Raw genomic sequence first — 19,066 nt, 5'->3', positions numbered from 1 at the left:
TGTTTAGATTTTTCTTTAAAAAAAGAATCATATTTGTAGTAAAATTTAATATTTTATATAGAAATATGATAAAATAATTAAAAATGGAGGTGCATATGGAAAAAGAAGTGTTTACTCCCGATCAAAGTCAATCTATTGTAGATGCTATATTGAAGGGATACAAGTCCTATCTTGATGAGCGAATTGAAAAGAGAAGAACAATGCATGTTTCTGCTGGTTATGCTTGGACTAAAGCTAATCATATAGATGATGCTCTTGCAACTGCAAACCTAAATTTTATTGATAAATTTGAGTTGAAACATGCGGGTCAATCTTGGGAATTTTTAGAATTTAACTCAGAAAATCAACTATTAGGACGTGTATGTTTTGTTTTAAAAGGTCTTACTCGCTTGCGACAGGTTTTTCCAACAGCAGTAAAAAGTGGAAAGGGCTATTTATTTGACTATGCTCAAATTAATACAAGTTACCTAGAAAATCTTTCAAGGAATACAGATGAAAGTACGCTTTTCCCTGTTCAAATGGAATTGTTTGATGACAATTTATTTGAACTTTTGAATCGGTCTGAACAATCTATCAATAACTTTTTCTTTATCACATATCAGGCTGATGAATTACATCACTTGACGAATATTCAGGTTATCATGCCTGATTCAAGAACTGGGAAATTGATTGAAATTCAAAATTTATCAACATTTATTTCTACAAGTAATGTCGATTTTAACGATGAAAAATATCAAGAGTTACAAGGCTTATCAGAGATTGATGATGTAGCTGATTTTGAGATTATACCACGTCTCGCTTCAGAAAAAGAAGCTTAGAAAGGCAAAAAAATGTTCAATGGTTCAAGACTGGAAGAATTACGACTTCTGAATGGCCTTACACGTGCAGATTTGGCAAGAGAGCTTGAGGTGTCCGAACAGGCTATTTGGCAATTTGAAACAGGAGTTACTCTTCCAAAAATGAAAAATAAGATAGCAATGGCTCGTTTTTTTCAGGTTGAAGTTGATTATTTTGATGTTGTTGATAAGAATGGTTCATTCTCACTAAGTCGCATTGCCTTTCGGAATGCAGACCTTGAGGCCAAAAAAACTATCCATATCCAAATGGTATATTTGGAAAAAATGAATCAAATGATAGATTATTTGGAGAACTTTGTATCCATTCCTAATCAAATAATTTACCAGTTAGTTGATAGTATTGAGCAAAAACTTCAGCAACATGAATCACTTGAATTTATTGCTGATCATGCTAGAGAGGTATTGGCAGTATCAGTTGATAATGCCAATCTCCTCTATAGTTTAGAAAAATCTGGGATATACATTTCAGAGAGATTAATCAATGGAAATGCGGATGCCTATAGTGCTTGGTCACGTAATGGTCGACCTTTTATCGTTTTGGGGCTAGGAAAATCAGCGGTGCGACGTAATTTTGATTTAGCACATGAACTAGGGCATCTACTCTTGCACAACCAAGTGGATTTTGAGGAACTGTCAAAAGAAGAATTAGAGGAAAAAGAGAAAGAAGCCAATCAATTTGCCTCCTATTTCCTGTTACCTAGGAAACAATTTTTAATGGATTTTGTGAATATTGTAGGTAAGCGTGTCAGCAATCCTGATCAATATATCTTGTTAAAAAAACGTTTTGGTGTCTCAATTCAAGCGCTTGAATATAGAGCCTACAAGCTTGGCTTACTGACTCCACAGCAAAATTCTTATTTCTATCGGCAGATTTCAAAAAAAGGATATAAAGTAGTTGAGCCACTAGATTTGGAAATTCCCTTAAAGAAACCAAGTAAAATCAGAAGTATCTTAGATGTCATCCTTTCAAACAATCTTTTAACTCTGTCAGATATTGAACGAAATCAGAGGGTATCAAAGAATTTCATCAGTCAATTATTTTCATTTGATGTGAAATTTTTTGATAAGTATTTGCTTCAATTAGATACGTTTGATAATGTAATTCCATTGTTTTCTAGAAAACAATGATGGGGAGTAGAGTAATGAACAAAACCAATTCTTACCAAATCCACCTCCCCTCCCTCATCCCTTTCGGGTTTCATTTCGCCGACAATCGTTACACCTACCGTGAGGTGTTCATGGAGGGGCAGTTTGAGGCGGTGGTGGAGGTTGATAAGGCTGGTCAGCTGTCGTCCTTTGTCTGGGATTGTGAGATGGAGGAGGTCTATACCGCCCATCTGGTGACTGCGCCAGCTGGGGCATTTGTGGAGCAGGTGAGAGAAAGCTATCAGTCCATTTTGGCTCGAGTAGAGGAGGCTTGTTGTATCGCTCTGCCATTTTCCAAGGACCAAAGCAACCGCATAGCCCAGCTCATCAAGGAGAAGTGGGGTGACCTACCTGATTATCCCTTTGCCAAGTCGCCAGAGACGGGGGCTTTTCGTCATCCTGCCAATAATAAGTGGTACGCTTTGGTAACTCAGGTCAAGCGGGGACAGCTGGATGGGAGCACTGACCAAGAGTTGGTGGAGATTGTCAATCTCAAGGTCGATGGTCGGGAAATAGCAGAGCTGCTAAGCCAGTCGGGCATCTATCCTGCCTACCATATGTCAAAGAAGACCTGGGGGTCGGTCTTGCTGGATGATACTGTGGAGGATCAGGCGATTTTGGCCCTCCTTGAGAAGAGCCGCTATCTGGTAGGACCAAAATCCTATAAGGCGGATCAAGGGCCTGATTACTGGGTTATTCCTGCCAATCCAAAGGTCTATGATATTGATACCGAGTTTGCGGAAAATAAGATAGTCTATTGGCCACAAAAATCAATCATTCAAGCTGGAGATATTGTAGCTATCTATGTGACGGCGCCTGTACAGGCCATCCGCTATGTCTGCCGTGTCTTGGGGGCGAACTTGGAAAATCGCGGGGAATCAGACATTCCAACAGAGAAGAAAGTCATGCAAGTGGAATTGATTGCCCAGCTATCTGATGCAGTCTTGCCGAGGGAGCGTATGTTGGACTTAGGTGTCAAGGCGGTACGTGGTCCTAGACGTCTCACAAAGGAGTTGATAGACGTTCTGACATCGGAAGTGATAAATATTTATTAAATTATCAGAATATTTAATAAAAATCTTTACATCTGCAAAAAAAGCGGTATAATAAGACTATTAAAATTTAAGGAGGAGTAGGTATGAAGAAAAGCTTCATTCATCAGCAAGAGGAGATTTCTTTTGTCAAAAATACATTTACACAGTATTTAAAAGATAAGTTAGAAATCGTAGAAGTGCAAGGACCGATCTTGAGTCGTGTCGGGGATGGTATGCAGGATAATTTGTCCGGTGTGGAGAATGCAGTTACCGTTAATGTGAAGCTGATACCAGATGCTACTTATGAAGTGGTTCATTCGCTTGCAAAATGGAAGCGTCATACCTTGGCTCGCTTTGGATTTCACGAAGGAGAAGGTCTTTTTGTACATATGAAAGCCTTGCGTCCAGATGAGGATTCCTTGGATCCGATTCACTCGGTGTATGTGGATCAGTGGGACTGGGAAAAGGTCATCCCTGATGGCCGTCGCAACTTGGCTTATCTGAAGGAAACGGTCGAACAAATCTATAAGGCCATTCGATTGACTGAGCTTGCAGTTGAAGCACGCTACGATATCGAATCTGTCTTACCGAAGAAGATTACCTTTATTCACACAGAAGACTTGGTGAAAAATTTCCCAGACTTGACACCAAAAGAGCGTGAAAATGTGGTTGCCAAGGAATACGGTGCGGTCTTCCTAATCGGTATCGGTGGTGAATTGGCAGATGGTAAACCACATGATGGCCGTGCCCCTGACTATGATGACTGGACAAGCCCATCTGAAGCAGGCTATAAAGGCCTTAACGGGGATATTTTGGTATGGAACGAAGCACTTGGGTCAGCTTTTGAAATCTCGTCAATGGGAATTCGTGTTGACGAGGAAGCACTCAAACGCCAAGTTGCCATTACAGGTGATGAAGACCGTTTAGAATATGACTGGCACCGTGCACTCTTGAATGGCTTGTTCCCATTGACAATCGGTGGAGGGATTGGTCAATCACGTCTGGCTATGTTCTTGCTTCGTAAGAAACATATCGGTGAAGTGCAATCTAGCGTTTGGCCACAAGATGTTCGTGACACCTTTGAAAATATTCTTTAAAAACAGGATAAAGAATCATGCAAAATGGCCTTGCCAGCGATAGGAAAATGATAAAAATGTTTGGACTTATTTTAGAAGTTCCAAACTTTTTTGTTTTCATTCTCTTTTTGAATACTTGCAATTCATTGTTGAAAACATTTACAACATGATTATCTGTGATTTTTACGCCAATCTATGATATACTTTTTTAGTTAAATTAAAATATACAGAGGATATTATGACAAAACTTAGAGAAGACATCCGTAACGTTGCTATTATTGCCCACGTTGACCACGGAAAAACAACCCTCGTTGATGAACTATTAAAACAATCCCAAACATTGGATGAGCGTACGCAATTGGATGAGCGTGCCATGGACTCAAATGATATTGAGAAAGAGCGTGGTATCACCATCCTTGCAAAAAATACTGCCGTAGCTTATAACGGTACTCGTATCAACATCATGGACACACCAGGACACGCGGACTTTGGTGGTGAGGTTGAGCGGATCATGAAAATGGTTGATGGTGTAGTCCTTGTCGTGGATGCTTATGAAGGAACCATGCCACAGACTCGTTTCGTATTGAAAAAAGCGCTTGAACAAAACTTGACACCTATCGTGGTTGTGAATAAGATTGACAAACCATCTGCTCGTCCTGAAGAAGTAGTGGATGAAGTGCTTGAACTCTTCATCGAACTTGGGGCAGACGACGATCAATTGGAATTCCCAGTTGTCTACGCGTCAGCGATTAATGGTACTTCTTCATTGTCTGACAATCCAGATGACCAAGAAGAAACAATGGCACCAATCTTTGATACCATCATCGAGCATATCCCAGCTCCAGTGGACAACTCAGATGAGCCATTGCAGTTCCAAGTTTCACTTTTGGACTACAATGAATTCGTAGGTCGTATCGGTATCGGTCGTGTCTTCCGTGGTACTGTTAAAGTTGGTGACCAAGTTACCCTTTCTAAACTAGATGGCACAACGAAAAACTTCCGCGTTACAAAACTCTTTGGTTTCTTCGGCCTTGAGCGTAAAGAAATCCAAGAAGCTAAAGCGGGTGACTTGATTGCCGTTTCTGGTATGGAAGACATCTTCGTTGGTGAAACAGTAACACCGACAGATGCAGTTGAGGCACTTCCAGTTCTTCGTATCGATGAGCCTACTCTTCAAATGACTTTCTTGGTGAACAACTCACCATTTGCGGGTCGTGAAGGGAAATGGGTAACTTCACGTAAGATTGAAGAGCGTCTCTTGGCTGAATTGCAGACAGACGTATCTCTTCGTGTAGATCCAACCAATTCACCAGATAAATGGACTGTTTCAGGTCGTGGTGAATTGCACTTGTCTATCTTGATTGAAACCATGCGTCGTGAAGGCTATGAGCTTCAAGTATCACGTCCAGAAGTTATCATCAAAGAAATCGACGGCGTGAAAATGGAGCCATTTGAGCGCGTGCAAATCGATACTCCTGAAGAATACCAAGGTTCTGTTATCCAATCCCTTTCTGAGCGTAAGGGTGATATGTTGGATATGGTTTCAACAGGTAATGGCCAAACTCGTCTTGTTTTCCTTGTACCTGCGCGTGGTTTGATTGGTTATTCTACAGAATTCCTTTCAATGACTCGTGGTTATGGTATCATGAACCATACTTTCGATCAGTATCTACCAGTTGTTCCTGGTGAAATTGGTGGTCGTCACCGTGGCGCCCTTGTCTCTATCGACCAAGGTAAGGCAACGACTTACTCTATCATGCGTATCGAAGAACGTGGTACCATCTTTGTCAACCCAGGTACTGAAGTATACGAGGGAATGATCATCGGTGAAAACTCTCGTGAAAATGATTTGACTGTGAATATCACGACTGCTAAACAAATGACCAACGTTCGTTCAGCGACGAAAGACCAAACAGCGGTTATTAAGACACCACGTATCTTGACTCTTGAAGAATCACTTGAATTCTTGAATGATGACGAGTACATGGAAGTCACACCAGAATCCATTCGTCTTCGTAAGCAAGTCTTGAACAAGGCAGAGCGTGATAAGGCTGCTAAAAAGAAAAAATTAGCGACTGAAGAAGGATAAGAAAAAGGAGAGGCATGTTTTATCTAATCTTAGCCATGTTGCTGGTGCTATTCTACATCTTTGCAGCACCAAATAGTATTCGAGGAACCATTAATCTCATGGTTGCAGTATTTGTTTTGGTAGCACTTTTTATAGCCCTCTTATTAGCTTTTTTAAAGGTTTTAGAATTCTCTTCTCATGTCTGGGTTGCCATTATCATGCTCATGATTGCATTCTGGGCTATGTGGGATATTCATCATTTAGATAAACCAAATACCAAACGTTCATCAAGAACGAAGAGAGATATCTACTAAAATTTGTGAAAACGTGAATGCCTCCTTTCGGCCACCAGCTTAATTTGCTGGTGGTTTTTTTTGCGCTATCTTGAAAAACATCAGGAACTCGTTGTATATTTTGCATTCCCCAATTTGTTCAAATCACTTAAATATATGAGTATTCTAGTGGTGGATTTCAGTCAAATGCTTATTATTAGAGCACTATTAGAACCGTCTTTGTGAAGATTGTTCGAGTAAACTCGTTTCAAAAACTCGACAAGATATTGATGTATGAGTCCCGTCTCATTTATAAACAAAATAAGACTCCGTAGTTGATTGAAGAGTCAATGATAAATAGAATGTTATACAACAATTCATTTTGAGTAATAATGCACACAAATACACATAGCTATGCGCTGATTTAGCTCAAATTAATATGAAAACGCATTCACGATTTTGTTACCGGTAACAATTTTGCTTGTAAAAAGTTTGTAAGTAAAAAGAAAACAGCGGGAAAACATGTACGCAAAAGGCGTATGAATGAAAACAGGTAATTTTTTACAAGTTTGAATTTGTTGTAAAAACATGATACAATTAAGCAAACGATTGCATTTGATATATAAATGTATGCAAAATCATTAATATTATATGTGAGAGAGATTATTTATGAAAATTATAAAAAAAATTATCACGGGGCTTATGGTTTTTCTCGTAGCTCTTGGGAGCAGCCCTTTGGAGGTGTTTGCGCTACCGAATAATGGTCTTAATGAGTGGCCAACGGGTGGTGGTAACGATGTTACAAGCACCTTGCCCCAACCACCTGCTGTGAAAAATATCGTAGACCTCAGTTCAATGTTTAACTATCCAAAGTTGGATTACGGCGGAATTCCGCGTGATTCTGGTACTGTTGTTAGTGGCTATACCGAACTTAAATCTTATGTTACTGCAACTGATTCTTCTGTTGCAGTATTGACAAGGGACTCGACTTGGCAGTCTGGGGTCATGTGGAGTTTGGACGACTACAAAGTTAGGCTGAATGAGCCGTTTCACATGGTTTCCTATGTCTATTTAGGGAACAAGGGCGATAATGATAGTGGTGCTGATGGTATTACCTTTACCATGCACAACGACAAGAAGGATGAAACATTATCAGCTTATGATAGAAAAGTTCTATCTGGTAATGAAAATAACTTTGGGATCAATGCATATGGTGCCCTGGGTAATGGCTTGGGTATTTATGGTAACAACTTTAGTGCAGCAGCGGGTCAAAATAGATATGTGTACATGCAAAAAGGAGTGACAAATGGTATTGCGCTAGAGTTTGATACATTTCTAAATGATGAGTATTTACTAAACGGTAAGCAATTTTCGGATAATGACTTATGGGACTTTGTAAACAGAACGAACCGCGATGGAGGGATTCGTCAAGGTACACTGAATTCAAGTTATGGGCATATCGCTATAAACTATCTAAATAAAATTCAGGATAACTTGGCAAATAATACAGGATTAACCTTTGATCAGGTAACCAAACATGAACAGATGCTTTCAGTTGGTTGGGATGGTGCGATCTCTCACCTAGATTATCAAAAAGGTTGGCAAGTTAGTTCAAATCCAACAAAAAAATTGGCAGATAATCAGTGGCACCGTTTGGAAGTAATATGGACGCCAAAAACAGATACAACGGGTGACTTAACCTATAAGATCTATAGAAATGGACACCAAGGGTATCAAAATATTTCTACGATTGAAAATACCTATTATGATGGTTCTGATATTCTTAGTTACACTATCTCAGACTTAAATGTAGTAAACGTATTCGCAGTAAATAGCACGGCTGACTCGGTCTATTGGGGATTCTCAGGTTCAACAGGTGGTTTCCAAAACAACCAAGCAGTACAGATGTTGCAACTGCCAGTGAATTACTATACTGCAGAGTTGAGCAAAGTGGATCAGGATAATAATCCAGTTTCTGATGCAGTTTTCCACCTTGAAAAAAAGAATGAGACAACTGGTGATTGGGAAGTCCAAGAGTTCTATAATCCGAAAAACGGTCAATATGTGAAACAACTAATGACTGGAACACAACAAGACATGGAAATTGGAGTTTATAGCGGTGTATTCCAAAGTCTTGGAAAGATTAAGTTGACTCAATTGACCTCTGGTACTTACCGTTGGAGAGAGATTGCACCACCAGCAGGGTATCAACTGGAACAAGAATATTATCCAAATGAGAATGGTTTCTTAGTTAATTATTCTGAGTCTCTAAAAGAAAATGCTTTCAACTTTACCGCGACCAATAAAAAACTGTATCAGCTGGAACTGACCAAAATAGATAGTGATACGGAGCAGCCTTTGAATGATGTGCCGTTTATTATTTCGAAAACAGAAAATGATAAGCAGTATTATTTGAAATTAAATGCTGGAGCTACAGGTTTTGAGTGGACTGAAACTGAAACAGAAGCTAAACAATTCTTGTCAGGGAAGTCCTACGTGCCAGTTGAGAATGGCCAAATAAGTGAGCAATCTGGGGATGCTGGAAAATTGATTGTTAAATATTTCCCAGATGCACCAAATCTTTCATGGAAAGAGGTTTCAGTACCAGCGGGATATGATTCTTCAGGTACGTTGACAGGAGTTTTCACAGCAAGCACAGATAATAAATATGTCTACTCGGCAAACCAGACTAACTCACGACTCTATCAAGTGAGTCTAGAGAAAAAAGCAAGCGATACCAATGCGGCATTGCCTGGAGCAGTTTTCTCCTTGGAACAAAAAGTCGGTTCAGAATGGAAGGCGGTAGGTGATAACAAAACTACAGGTGAAGATGGAAAAATCACCATTTCAAATTTAAAGGCTGGTACCTATCGTTGGAAGGAAGTTACCGCGCCTGCTGGATATAAAATCAAACAACAATATTACCCAGATGAAAATGGATTTGAGGTGAATTATCGTGAAGGTCTAGAAATTGACGGTGTAAGTCAAAATTATAAATACGATCCGACCCAGGTAACCAACGAACCTCAAGACTTTGAATTAATTCTGGAGAAACAAAGTTCCACCTTCCAACGACCACTTGAAAATGTATCGTTCACATTATATAGAAATCGTGAAGGAAATACATTCTCAAATGAGATTACCACTCTGAAAACGAACCTAGAGGGTAAAATTGTTTTTGGTAGTGATTTGATTAAAGCTGACCAAACCTACTATCTTGTAGAAAGTCAGACAGTTGATGGCTTTATTCAATTAAAGGGTTACTTTACAATCACGACTTCTAAAGCTGATGGAATCAATGTGACCTACGATAAAGCTGATACTGAAACTGATGCAAATCCATTTGAATTTACGAAAAAAGATGGTGACATCTACTCAGGACAATTGAAAATATACAACAAAAGGAAATCAATTCTTCCAACAACTGGTGGAAATGGAATTTTACAGTATATCACAATCGGTTTGAGTATGATTGCCGTAGCATTCTTATTCTTGCTTGCAAGAAAAAGAATATTGAAATGGTTTATCGTACTGTTGGTTTCAACTGCTGGTCTAATGGGGTTGAATAGTGGTACTCAGAAAGTATTGGCACAAGAAAACAATCAGGTTACTTTTGAAGTACATCGGCTTGTGTATCAACCGAGCGATACCCAATACAAATCAGGAGTAGCTGTTCCAGGTGCAGAGTTAGAGATTCTGGATGTTACGGATACATTTTATGATTTAGTCAGTAACCAACAGCTAACACCCAAAAATGCACAGGAACGATTGAGAGACAGTAGTGATGTGAAAGGAAAATCTGTAACTACTGCCGTAACGGATCAATCAGGGATTGTCAATTTTACAGTTGCAAAGATTAATAACCAGCGACCTGCGGTTTATCTCATACGAGAAACGGTAACTCCTGTTGCTGTAACAAAAATGGAATCACTAGTCGTGGTTTTGCCAATACTGGATGATGAAGGGAATGAAAAATCAGTGATTCCGCTCTATCCAAAGTCACATGGGACGTTTACTTTTGATAAAACGATTGATGAGAAACAGTCAAGTTATAGTTTCGGTGAACCGATAGATTATCGTTTATCGACGATTATTCCACAAGATATTGCAAATTTATCGTCATATGAGATCGAAGACATTTACGATAAAGGATTACAATTTATTCCTGATAGTTTAGTGATTTTTGTAGACGGGCAAGAGCAACAAGATATTACCAAGGCTGTAAACCTGTCAGAAAATCAATTTAGAGTAGTGTTTGATGTAGCCAAATTGGCGCAATTTGGTGGGAAGAAAATCGAAATAACCTACAATATGGTTATCAAGGATACGGCAGCTATTGATCAAGATTTGGTCAATACAGCAACACTGTATCCAGGAGATTTAACTCCATTGGTTGATAGAGAAAATGTCCAAACAGGAGGTTTTCGATTCATCAAACGAGCAGCTGAAGGAAAACAAAATCCTTTGGCCGAGGCAACTTTTGTTATCAAAAATCCTACTAACGATGCAGTCCTCACCTATAAGGAAGGAAAGTATCAATTCGAAAAAGTAGCTACAAATGCATCTGGAGTTGTTCGATTAACCTCAGATGATGAAGGTTATTTTGAAATAAAAGGATTGAGATATGGCGAGTACCTTGTTAGTGAGGTGCGAGCACCTTCTGGTTATGTCTTAAATGACAAACCTACCACATTTACTGTCGATGTTTCGACATACACAGACGGTCCAGTGTTATCGATAATTAACGTTAAAAAACCAAAAATTCGATTACCTGAGACTGGGGTAGTAGTGACATCAACGGCCTTTGTGGGATTGTTCATTATGGCATCATCACTTGTGATGATTAGGAGAAAAAACGACAAATAAAACGAGGAGAAATCAAATGAAGAAGTTCAAAATTTTTGCTTTGCTAGCGACACTTTTTGTAGGTGTTTTCAGCAATTTGTTTACCCCGGTCGTATCGGCTGAGGATACAAGTGGATCTGCAACCGTAACAATTCATAAAGTTAAAAACTACAACGGTACTATCACCAATACTGGTAGTGAGTTAACTTTGTCAGGTGTAGAATTCCTAGATGGTATTACTTATGATGTATATGATGTAACTGCTGCATACTATACTAAGTATAACGAAGTTTATAACTCAACAAATGCGCAAGCAGCTGATGATGCAGCTCGTGCTCATGTGCAAGGAACCGCGGGTCACAAACCTTCAGTTGTTTCAAGTGCAAAACCTTTGGCTACTAAAGTAACTGCAAATGGCGGAGCCGCAACTTTCGAGTTACCTAAAAAATCTGGTGATAGCAATGCTGTCTATGTCTTTGTTGAAAAGCCAAAAACTGGTATTACTGCTGCTGAAAAGAACTTGGTACTTAGCTTCCCAGTATATCAATTGAATGGTGATGGAACATACACTGATATTGAATTACCAACTATTCATTTGTATCCTAAAAACACTACGGAAGAGATTACTCCAGTAAAAGATATCACAAACCCTAACCCTGATGCAGCTGGACGCAACAACTATAATATCGGTCAAGATATTGAATTCAAATTGTCAACAAAAATCCCTGCTAACATTGGTGTAAAAGAAGTTGATGGTGTAACTCCACACTACAATACTTTTGGTTTAGTCGATATTCATGATACAACATTAGCTTTCGATAAAGCCGGTGTACATGAATTGAAAGTTGCTGGCACTGATATTATTCTAGAAGAAAATACAGATTATACAATTGTTGTGGGTGAACCAGTTGTAGAAGGTAAAGAAACCTTCAAAGTGAAATTGACTCAAGATGGTATTAACAAACTTGCTGAACAAGGTGGTAAGACTCTTGAATTCACTTATACAATGAAATTGAATGCTACTGCAAAAATAGACGAAAAAAATGTCAACAAAGTAACTGTTGAATATGGTCGTAAGACAGATGATTTCAATGACGTTGTGACAACACCAGGTAACGAAAAAGAAGTGTACACTGGTGGCTACCGTTTCATCAAGACTGATGTGAATAGCAAACAACCACTTGCTGGTGCTGAATTCGTTGTACGTGATGCAGATGCTACTACTGCAAAATACTTGTATATTAATGATAAAACAAAAGAAATTTCATGGGTTGATAACTATGATGATGCAACTAAATTCACAACTGGAGCTGAAGGTATTGTTGACATCAAAGGTTTGACTTATGGTACTTACTATCTTGAAGAAACGAAAGCACCAACAGACTACGTGAAATTGTCTAAACGTATTGCGTTCACTGTTGCATTTGATTCATATAAGACTACAACTACAACTCCACATAACGTTGCTAATACACCTAAAGGTTTCCTTCCTTCAACTGGTGGTACAGGTATCATTCTCTTTGTAGCTTTTGGTGCTGCAATGGTTGGGCTTGCTGGCGTATACTTTGTAGCTCGTCGTAAAGCAGCCTAGTAAAAATAGATTGGAGGTGAGAACATGGCTAGAACCAGAAAGAATATCAAGAGAAGACTAATTGATACAATCATGGTATTGATTTTGGTCTCTGGTATTGGTGTTCTCTCCTATCCATTTATTCGAAACTCATTAAATGATCTAATCAATCAGCAATTGATTCGACATTATCAGGAAGAAGCAAATCAGAAAAGCAAGGAAGAATATCAACAACAACTTTCGAAAATGGAAGAGATGAATAAGCAGTTTGCTTATCAAAATATCTCTCCAGGATTTGATCCATTTTCTGACGAAGCTAAGGAAATTGAAGAAACCAAAGTAATCTATGAAGACCATATCATAGGAGTGATTTCAATTCCTAAGATTTCTGTTAGGTTACCGGTTTTTGACCAGACGACTGAAGCTTTTTTGTCAAAGGGAGCTACTTATCTCGAGGGGACTTCTTATCCGATTGGGGGAGAGTCTACTCACTCTGTTATTTCTGGTCACCGTGGTTTGACCGAGGCTAAACTATTTACCGATTTACCAGATTTGGTAAAAGGGGATCGTTTTTATATAGAACTTGGTGAAGGTGAGATACATGCCTATCAAGTGGATGATATAAAAGTTGTAGAGCCGACCGATGTAAGTAGTTTACAAATTGTTAAGGGACAAGATTATATTACACTAGTGACTTGTACACCATATATGGTCAATAGTCATCGCTTACTGGTTAGAGGGTATCGTATTCCATATGTTCCTGAACAGATGGAAAGCGATGAGAAGGAAGCAAAAGTTGACTATTATGCTTTGATGCCGGTTCTTGTTGCAAGTATTGCACTCTTCCTTATCTTATTATTGCTATTTGGAAAATATAGAAGAAACCGTAAACATTCTCCTAAACGTTAACTGCCATAGCGGTTGAAAGCTCTATTTTCTTTAAAATATGGATAATAAAAATGATAATGTTGTAACTGATAATTGTTAATACACTATATAAACTCCTAAAAAATGTAAATAAAGTAAAGTGATCAATATCTTAGTAAAAATACTGATCACTTTATTTTTGGTAGTTTATGAAAACGATTTCACAAACTATTGCTAATATTAGGTCATTCAGTGTGAAAGGAGTGGTAACAGAAATAGTGCTAGGTGAAATGCTTATAAATTTGTGATGAAAACGTGTTAGGTAATTTGCAGTGTTTGATACGACTCTTAGGTGTTTCTAACAGGAAAATGGCCATCAAGTGCGGAACCTGTTGAAAGATAGATCTGAGATGATAATACCGATCTAGTGGTATTTTATTTCTGAACCTATCGAAAACGATTTCACAGCTTGTTTAGTTCAGATCTTCTGTAGAATCTTATTAGTAAAATGTGTGTTAATTTACTTATGAATCAAATCAGGGTTTGGTTCACTTTTCAAAGAAGCTGTACCGATAATGACAAATCGGTCCACTTTATTTTTTGAGTTCAAATGAAAACGGTTGCACAATTTCGTTTGGTTTTAGGAAGATTGTAAAGTGCTTCCTAATTGTTGGAGATAAAAGAATGTTTAAAAAGGTGACGAATGAATAAGAAACAGTTTGCTAGTAAAGTTACAAGGCTAACCATGTCAATGGTGCTTGGGGCGAGTACTATCGTTCCAAACATGCTTCCCCTGTATTCACAGACCGTCTCTGCAAATACTCAAAATACAGGTATTTTGTCAGCGAAAGATCGGGGGATTCTCTATGCCAATTCACGGACGGATTTTCGGGATGAAACCATCTATTTTTTGATTACAACTCGTTTTTATGATGGTGATTCAAGCAATAATGCCCGCACGTCTGAAGATAAGAAGGCCAATAATCCTGAAAGTGACCCATCCTGGCGTGGGGACTTTGCGGGCTTAATTGAACAGTTAGACTACATTAAAGCATTGGGATTCACGGCTATTTGGATTACCCCTGTTGTCCAAAATAATTCTGGTTATGATTATCATGGCTACCATGCTTCAAATTTTAATGCTGTGGACTATCGGTACGAATCCAATGGGGTTGATTATCAAACTCTGATTGATGCCGTGCATGCCAAGGGGATGAAAATTATTCAGGACGTTGTTTTCAACCATACTTCCAATTTTGGTGAAGAAGGCCTGAACGAACTGGGTGGAGAAAGTCTGAAAAACCAAATTTCAAGCAATGATTATCCAACTCGCAACAAAGTGGTTATGAATGGTACAGGAGATCCGCTGAATATTTACCACCATAATGGGTTTGCGGGAGGTGGTGACTGGGATAATTATGAGGCCCAGCGGAAAACGATTGCGGATGACTGTTTTGATTTGGAAACGGAAAATCCGCTGGTTTACAATTACCTCATTGATGCCTATAAGAAATACATCAATATGGGTGTGGATGGCTTCCGTGTAGATACGGTGAAACATTTATCTCGTTTGACCTTAAATACGACTTTCCTTCCTCAGTTACAAGGGGCAGCTGAAGCGAATGGGAACAATGATTTTTATATGTTCGGGGAGATTTGTACAAAAGGTCACGATGTCTGGTACCGTGATGCTCCGCCAATTTCAACCTCATTCTACACTTGGGATACGGATGCAAGTTATAAGGCAAGATGGAGCGATACCGATTTGGCGACCAACGAAAAGCTAGTCGAATCTCACTATCTTGATCATATGAATACAGGGAATCAACCGACTTCTTCCAATGCGTTTTTGAATGGTAATGATTACCATGCAACAGATTACTCTCAAAAATCAGATCTTGGTGCGATTGATTTCCAAATGCACTGGTCCTTTAACAACGCCAACCAAGCCTTCAATACGGCAAAATCGCAGGATCGTTATTTCAACGATGCGACCTGGAATGTGGTTTACGTTGATTCACATGATTATGGACCAGATAATTCTCAAACAGTTCGTTACAATGGTGGTACGGATGCTTGGGCAGAAAATCTCTCATTAATGTTTACATTCCGTGGGATTCCGACGCTTTACTATGGTAGTGAAGTAGAGTTTCAAGCTGGAAAACCAATAGATGTTGGGCCGAATGCGCCTTTGAGTGCAACAGGTCGTGCTTATTACGGAGATTACCTTGAAGGAAATGTCGATACGACTGACTTTACAGAGTTTGGAAATCTGAGTGGAAAAGTTGCTGAGACTTTACAAGCTCCTCTTTCTCAACATATCATTCGTCTCAATCGTCTCCGCCAAGCTATTCCTGCTCTTAGAAAAGGGCAATATTCTACTGATGGTATCTCAGGAAATATGGCTTTCAAGAGGCGGTATACAGATGATAAGACAGATAGTTTCGCCTTGGTAGCTATCTCAGGAAATGCAACCTTCTCAGGAATCCCAAATGGTACCTATGTAGATGCTGTGACAGGCGATACAAAAGTAGTGTCAAATGGCACTTTGACAGCTCAAGTTTCTGGTAAAGGAAACATGAAGGTCTATGTGTTGAATACAATCAAGACACCTGCCCCAGGCCGTGTCATTCCGAATGGTCAATATTTGACTGATGGTGGCGCAGTTGCACCGATTGATAATGGCCAAATTTCAGTTGTAGAACCTACAAACTTGGAAGTGAGCACATCATCCGTTACCATCAAGGAAGCAACTTCTACAAAAGTAACGGCTAAAGTAAGTCCTGTGGGTGCCTCTCCTATTGTAAAATGGACTTCAAAAAATCCAGATATTGCGACGGTTTCAAATGGTGAAATTACCGGTGTATCTGTAGGGAAAACGACAGTAACTGTAAAAACCACAAATGGCATTGAGAAAACGATTCAAGTGACGGTTGAAGAAAATCCAGACATTATCAAGCCAACCTCTATCACATTAAATAAGAAGAGTCTGACTCTATTGACCAAGGAATCGGAACAATTACAGGCTAAGGTTGAACCAGAAAACACCACTTATCCGGAGGTAGTTTGGGAAAGTTCAGATCCAACAGTGGCTAAGGTGGATGAGTCTGGAAAAGTGACTGCTCTGAAACCTGGTACAGCAATCATTACGGTAATAAGTCGGTATGGCAATCATAAGGCTCAATGTGAAGTATGTGTTGAGAAGAATACGAATGCAACAACTATTTACTTCAAAAATACGGCTAATTGGGCGACAGTAAATGCCTATGCATGGGTTTCAACCAGCAATCCAATTCAGAAAAATGCAGCTTGGCCAGGTGAATCCATGGTTGCTTTAGGAGATGGAATCTATAGTATTGAATTGTCTCCTGAGACTAATTACGACAAGATTATTTTTAATAACGGTAGCCAACAAACCAAAGATTTGACAATTGATGTGGCAAAGACTCTCTATGAGTTTGGTTCATCTTCATGGTCAAACTATGAGTCTGCTGACGTGAAGGCGGTAGAGGGTGTGACCTTGAATCAAGCAAGTTTAGAGCTTGATATTGATCAATCGAAACAATTAACAGCAACAGTTACACCAAGTGATGCGACCAATAAACGATTGACATGGACTTCTAGTCAGTCAGATATTGCGACAGTGTCATCGGATGGTCTTGTAAAAGCAATCAAGGCTGGAAAAACGGAAATAACTGTTACAACAGTGGATGGTTCACATGTGGCGACTTGTCAAGTGACGGTGAAGGAAGCGCCAGTGAAACCTGTTGTTCTTGGAGTGAAAGATCAATCTACGGATACAATTGACATCTCTGATACTGCAACATTGACATTGGAAGTAGCCAATGCGAAGACGGCTTCTTACAAGCTAGGAAATGGTTCTGCTGTCACATTCAGCAACGGACAAACCATTACAGTTGGTCAAAATTTGGCAGCAGGTAGTAGTGTAACATTGACATTGACTGCGACATCATTGGATAACCAGTCCGTTACAAAAACCTATACCATCACGAAAAAAGCGGTGGAGCTTCCAGAAGAGCCGAAAGAGGAGCCAATTGCTCAAACGACTATCTATTTCGATAATCCAGACAATTGGACAGATGTCTATGCCTATATGTATGATGCTAAAGGCAACCACCTTCTTGGAGCATGGCCGGGTACTAAGATGACGAAAGAGGCATCAGGTGCGTATGCTCTAAATGTACCTTCAACATACAGCACATTGGGTGTGAAAGTTTTATTCAGTAATAACAAGGGGGCTCAATACCCTCAATCTGTTGGTTTTGATTTTGTTGCAAAAGGAACCTATTCTAAGACTGGTTTGAAAGTGGCAGAAGAAGTTACGGTAAAAGAGGAGGTTGTTACAGAATCCATTCCATTTGAAACGAAAACGGTGGAAAACCCTGAAGTGGACAAGGGTGTGAGCAATACCCTTTCTGAAGGAAAAGCTGGTAGTAAAGAGATTACCTATAAAGTGACCTATAAAAATGGGGTTGAAGCTAGTCGTGAAAAAGTGAAGGAAGTGGTTGTAACAGAACCAACTCCAAAAGTTGTCGAAGTTGGAACCAAGGTGAGTGTAGATGAGGAAAAAATCGCTACTCGTGTGTATTTCAGCAATCCTCAGAAATGGAACAAGGTCTATGCCTATGTTTATGACCAAAAAGGTCAACCTGTTGTTGGCACTTGGCCAGGGAAAGAGATGACCAAAGATGAACTTGGCTACTATATTGAATTGTCTGCTGATTTGGTGGGGGGAAGAATTATTTTCAATAATCCTGAGACGAAGGTACAATATCCTGCGCAAAATCAAGCTGGCTTTACGATTGAGTTAGGACATTTCTATGATCAAACTGGGAACCATTATCCTGTCCTACCAGAGGACGGATATACCCGGATTCAGTTTGAAAATCCTGGTGGCTGGGATGCTGCCAATGTCTATGCATATTATGGATATCCGATTCAAAGTCCCCTTGGGGCATGGCCTGGAAAACCAATGATAAAAGGAAATGATGGTCATTTCTTTATTGACTTACCAGAAGAATATGCAGAAAAGAATGTGAAAATTCTTTTCAATAAACCAAATAGCAATGTACAATTTCCATCTGCAGTTGGTTTTGATTTCAAATTGGATGGACAATATACGAAAGATGGATTGAAATAAAGATCATATATTGTAAACAGGCTAGGCAAAAGTAGACAGTAAATAAAAAACACAGATAGATTCAAGCTGATTTTGATGAAATCCAGCCGAACTGTCTGTGTTTTATTTGTAGTTGGAAGGAGTTTGACAATGATAAAATCTATAGTTTGTTACCTAATTGACATAGACTT

Annotated in this window: 10 protein-coding genes; all 10 read left to right on the top strand. The window is 39.2% G+C overall.

Annotation, left to right across the window (positions count from 1 at the left end):
• Positions 1 to 95 precede the first annotated feature (95 nt).
• A complete protein-coding gene (locus tag K6V43_RS02890) occupies positions 96 to 818 on the top strand; it encodes a spr1630 family ClpXP-sensitive toxin (protein WP_024391052.1) in 723 nt (240 codons plus the stop codon).
• 12 nt (positions 819 to 830) lie between these two features.
• A complete protein-coding gene (locus K6V43_RS02885) occupies positions 831 to 1,985 on the top strand; it encodes a spr1629 family repressor/antitoxin (RefSeq protein WP_222381549.1) in 1,155 nt (384 codons plus the stop codon).
• 14 nt (positions 1,986 to 1,999) lie between these two features.
• Positions 2,000 to 3,058, top strand: a complete 1,059-nt coding sequence (locus K6V43_RS02880; RefSeq protein WP_222381547.1) for an MmcQ/YjbR family DNA-binding protein — start codon at positions 2,000 to 2,002, stop codon at positions 3,056 to 3,058.
• 83 nt (positions 3,059 to 3,141) lie between these two features.
• Complete coding sequence (gene asnA, locus K6V43_RS02875) at positions 3,142 to 4,134, top strand: aspartate--ammonia ligase (RefSeq protein WP_024403481.1); 993 nt, start codon at positions 3,142 to 3,144, stop codon at positions 4,132 to 4,134.
• 217 nt (positions 4,135 to 4,351) lie between these two features.
• Positions 4,352 to 6,202 carry a translational GTPase TypA gene (gene typA / locus K6V43_RS02870; RefSeq protein ID WP_024403480.1) on the top strand — a complete coding sequence of 617 codons (1,851 nt, stop codon included), beginning with the start codon at positions 4,352 to 4,354 and terminating at the stop codon, positions 6,200 to 6,202.
• A 14-nt stretch (positions 6,203 to 6,216) separates the two neighbouring features.
• Positions 6,217 to 6,495: a DUF3165 family protein gene (locus K6V43_RS02865; RefSeq protein WP_024403479.1), complete on the top strand. Its 279-nt coding sequence runs from the start codon at positions 6,217 to 6,219 to the stop codon at positions 6,493 to 6,495.
• 627 nt (positions 6,496 to 7,122) lie between these two features.
• On the top strand, positions 7,123 to 11,319 hold the full coding sequence (locus K6V43_RS02860) for a SpaH/EbpB family LPXTG-anchored major pilin (RefSeq protein WP_222381545.1): 4,197 nt from the start codon (positions 7,123 to 7,125) through the stop codon (positions 11,317 to 11,319).
• A gap of 16 nt (positions 11,320 to 11,335) precedes the next feature.
• Positions 11,336 to 12,889, top strand: coding sequence for a SpaH/EbpB family LPXTG-anchored major pilin (locus K6V43_RS02855; RefSeq protein ID WP_222381543.1), 1,554 nt, complete (start codon positions 11,336 to 11,338; stop codon positions 12,887 to 12,889).
• Between the two features lie 24 nt (positions 12,890 to 12,913).
• The gene (locus tag K6V43_RS02850) at positions 12,914 to 13,777 is read left to right on the top strand and encodes a class C sortase (RefSeq protein ID WP_222381541.1); all 864 of its coding nucleotides are present in this window, start codon (positions 12,914 to 12,916) and stop codon (positions 13,775 to 13,777) included.
• 661 nt (positions 13,778 to 14,438) lie between these two features.
• The gene (locus K6V43_RS02845; RefSeq protein WP_222381538.1) at positions 14,439 to 18,896 is read left to right on the top strand and encodes a starch-binding protein; all 4,458 of its coding nucleotides are present in this window, start codon (positions 14,439 to 14,441) and stop codon (positions 18,894 to 18,896) included.
• Positions 18,897 to 19,066: the final 170 nt, after the last annotated feature.

It is taken from the genome of Streptococcus suis (assembly GCF_019794615.1).
In the GTDB taxonomy this organism is placed as follows: domain Bacteria; phylum Bacillota; class Bacilli; order Lactobacillales; family Streptococcaceae; genus Streptococcus; species Streptococcus suis_AI.
The sequence above is the reverse complement of the archived record's forward strand: the minus strand, read 5'-3'. Positions and strand labels throughout refer to the sequence as shown.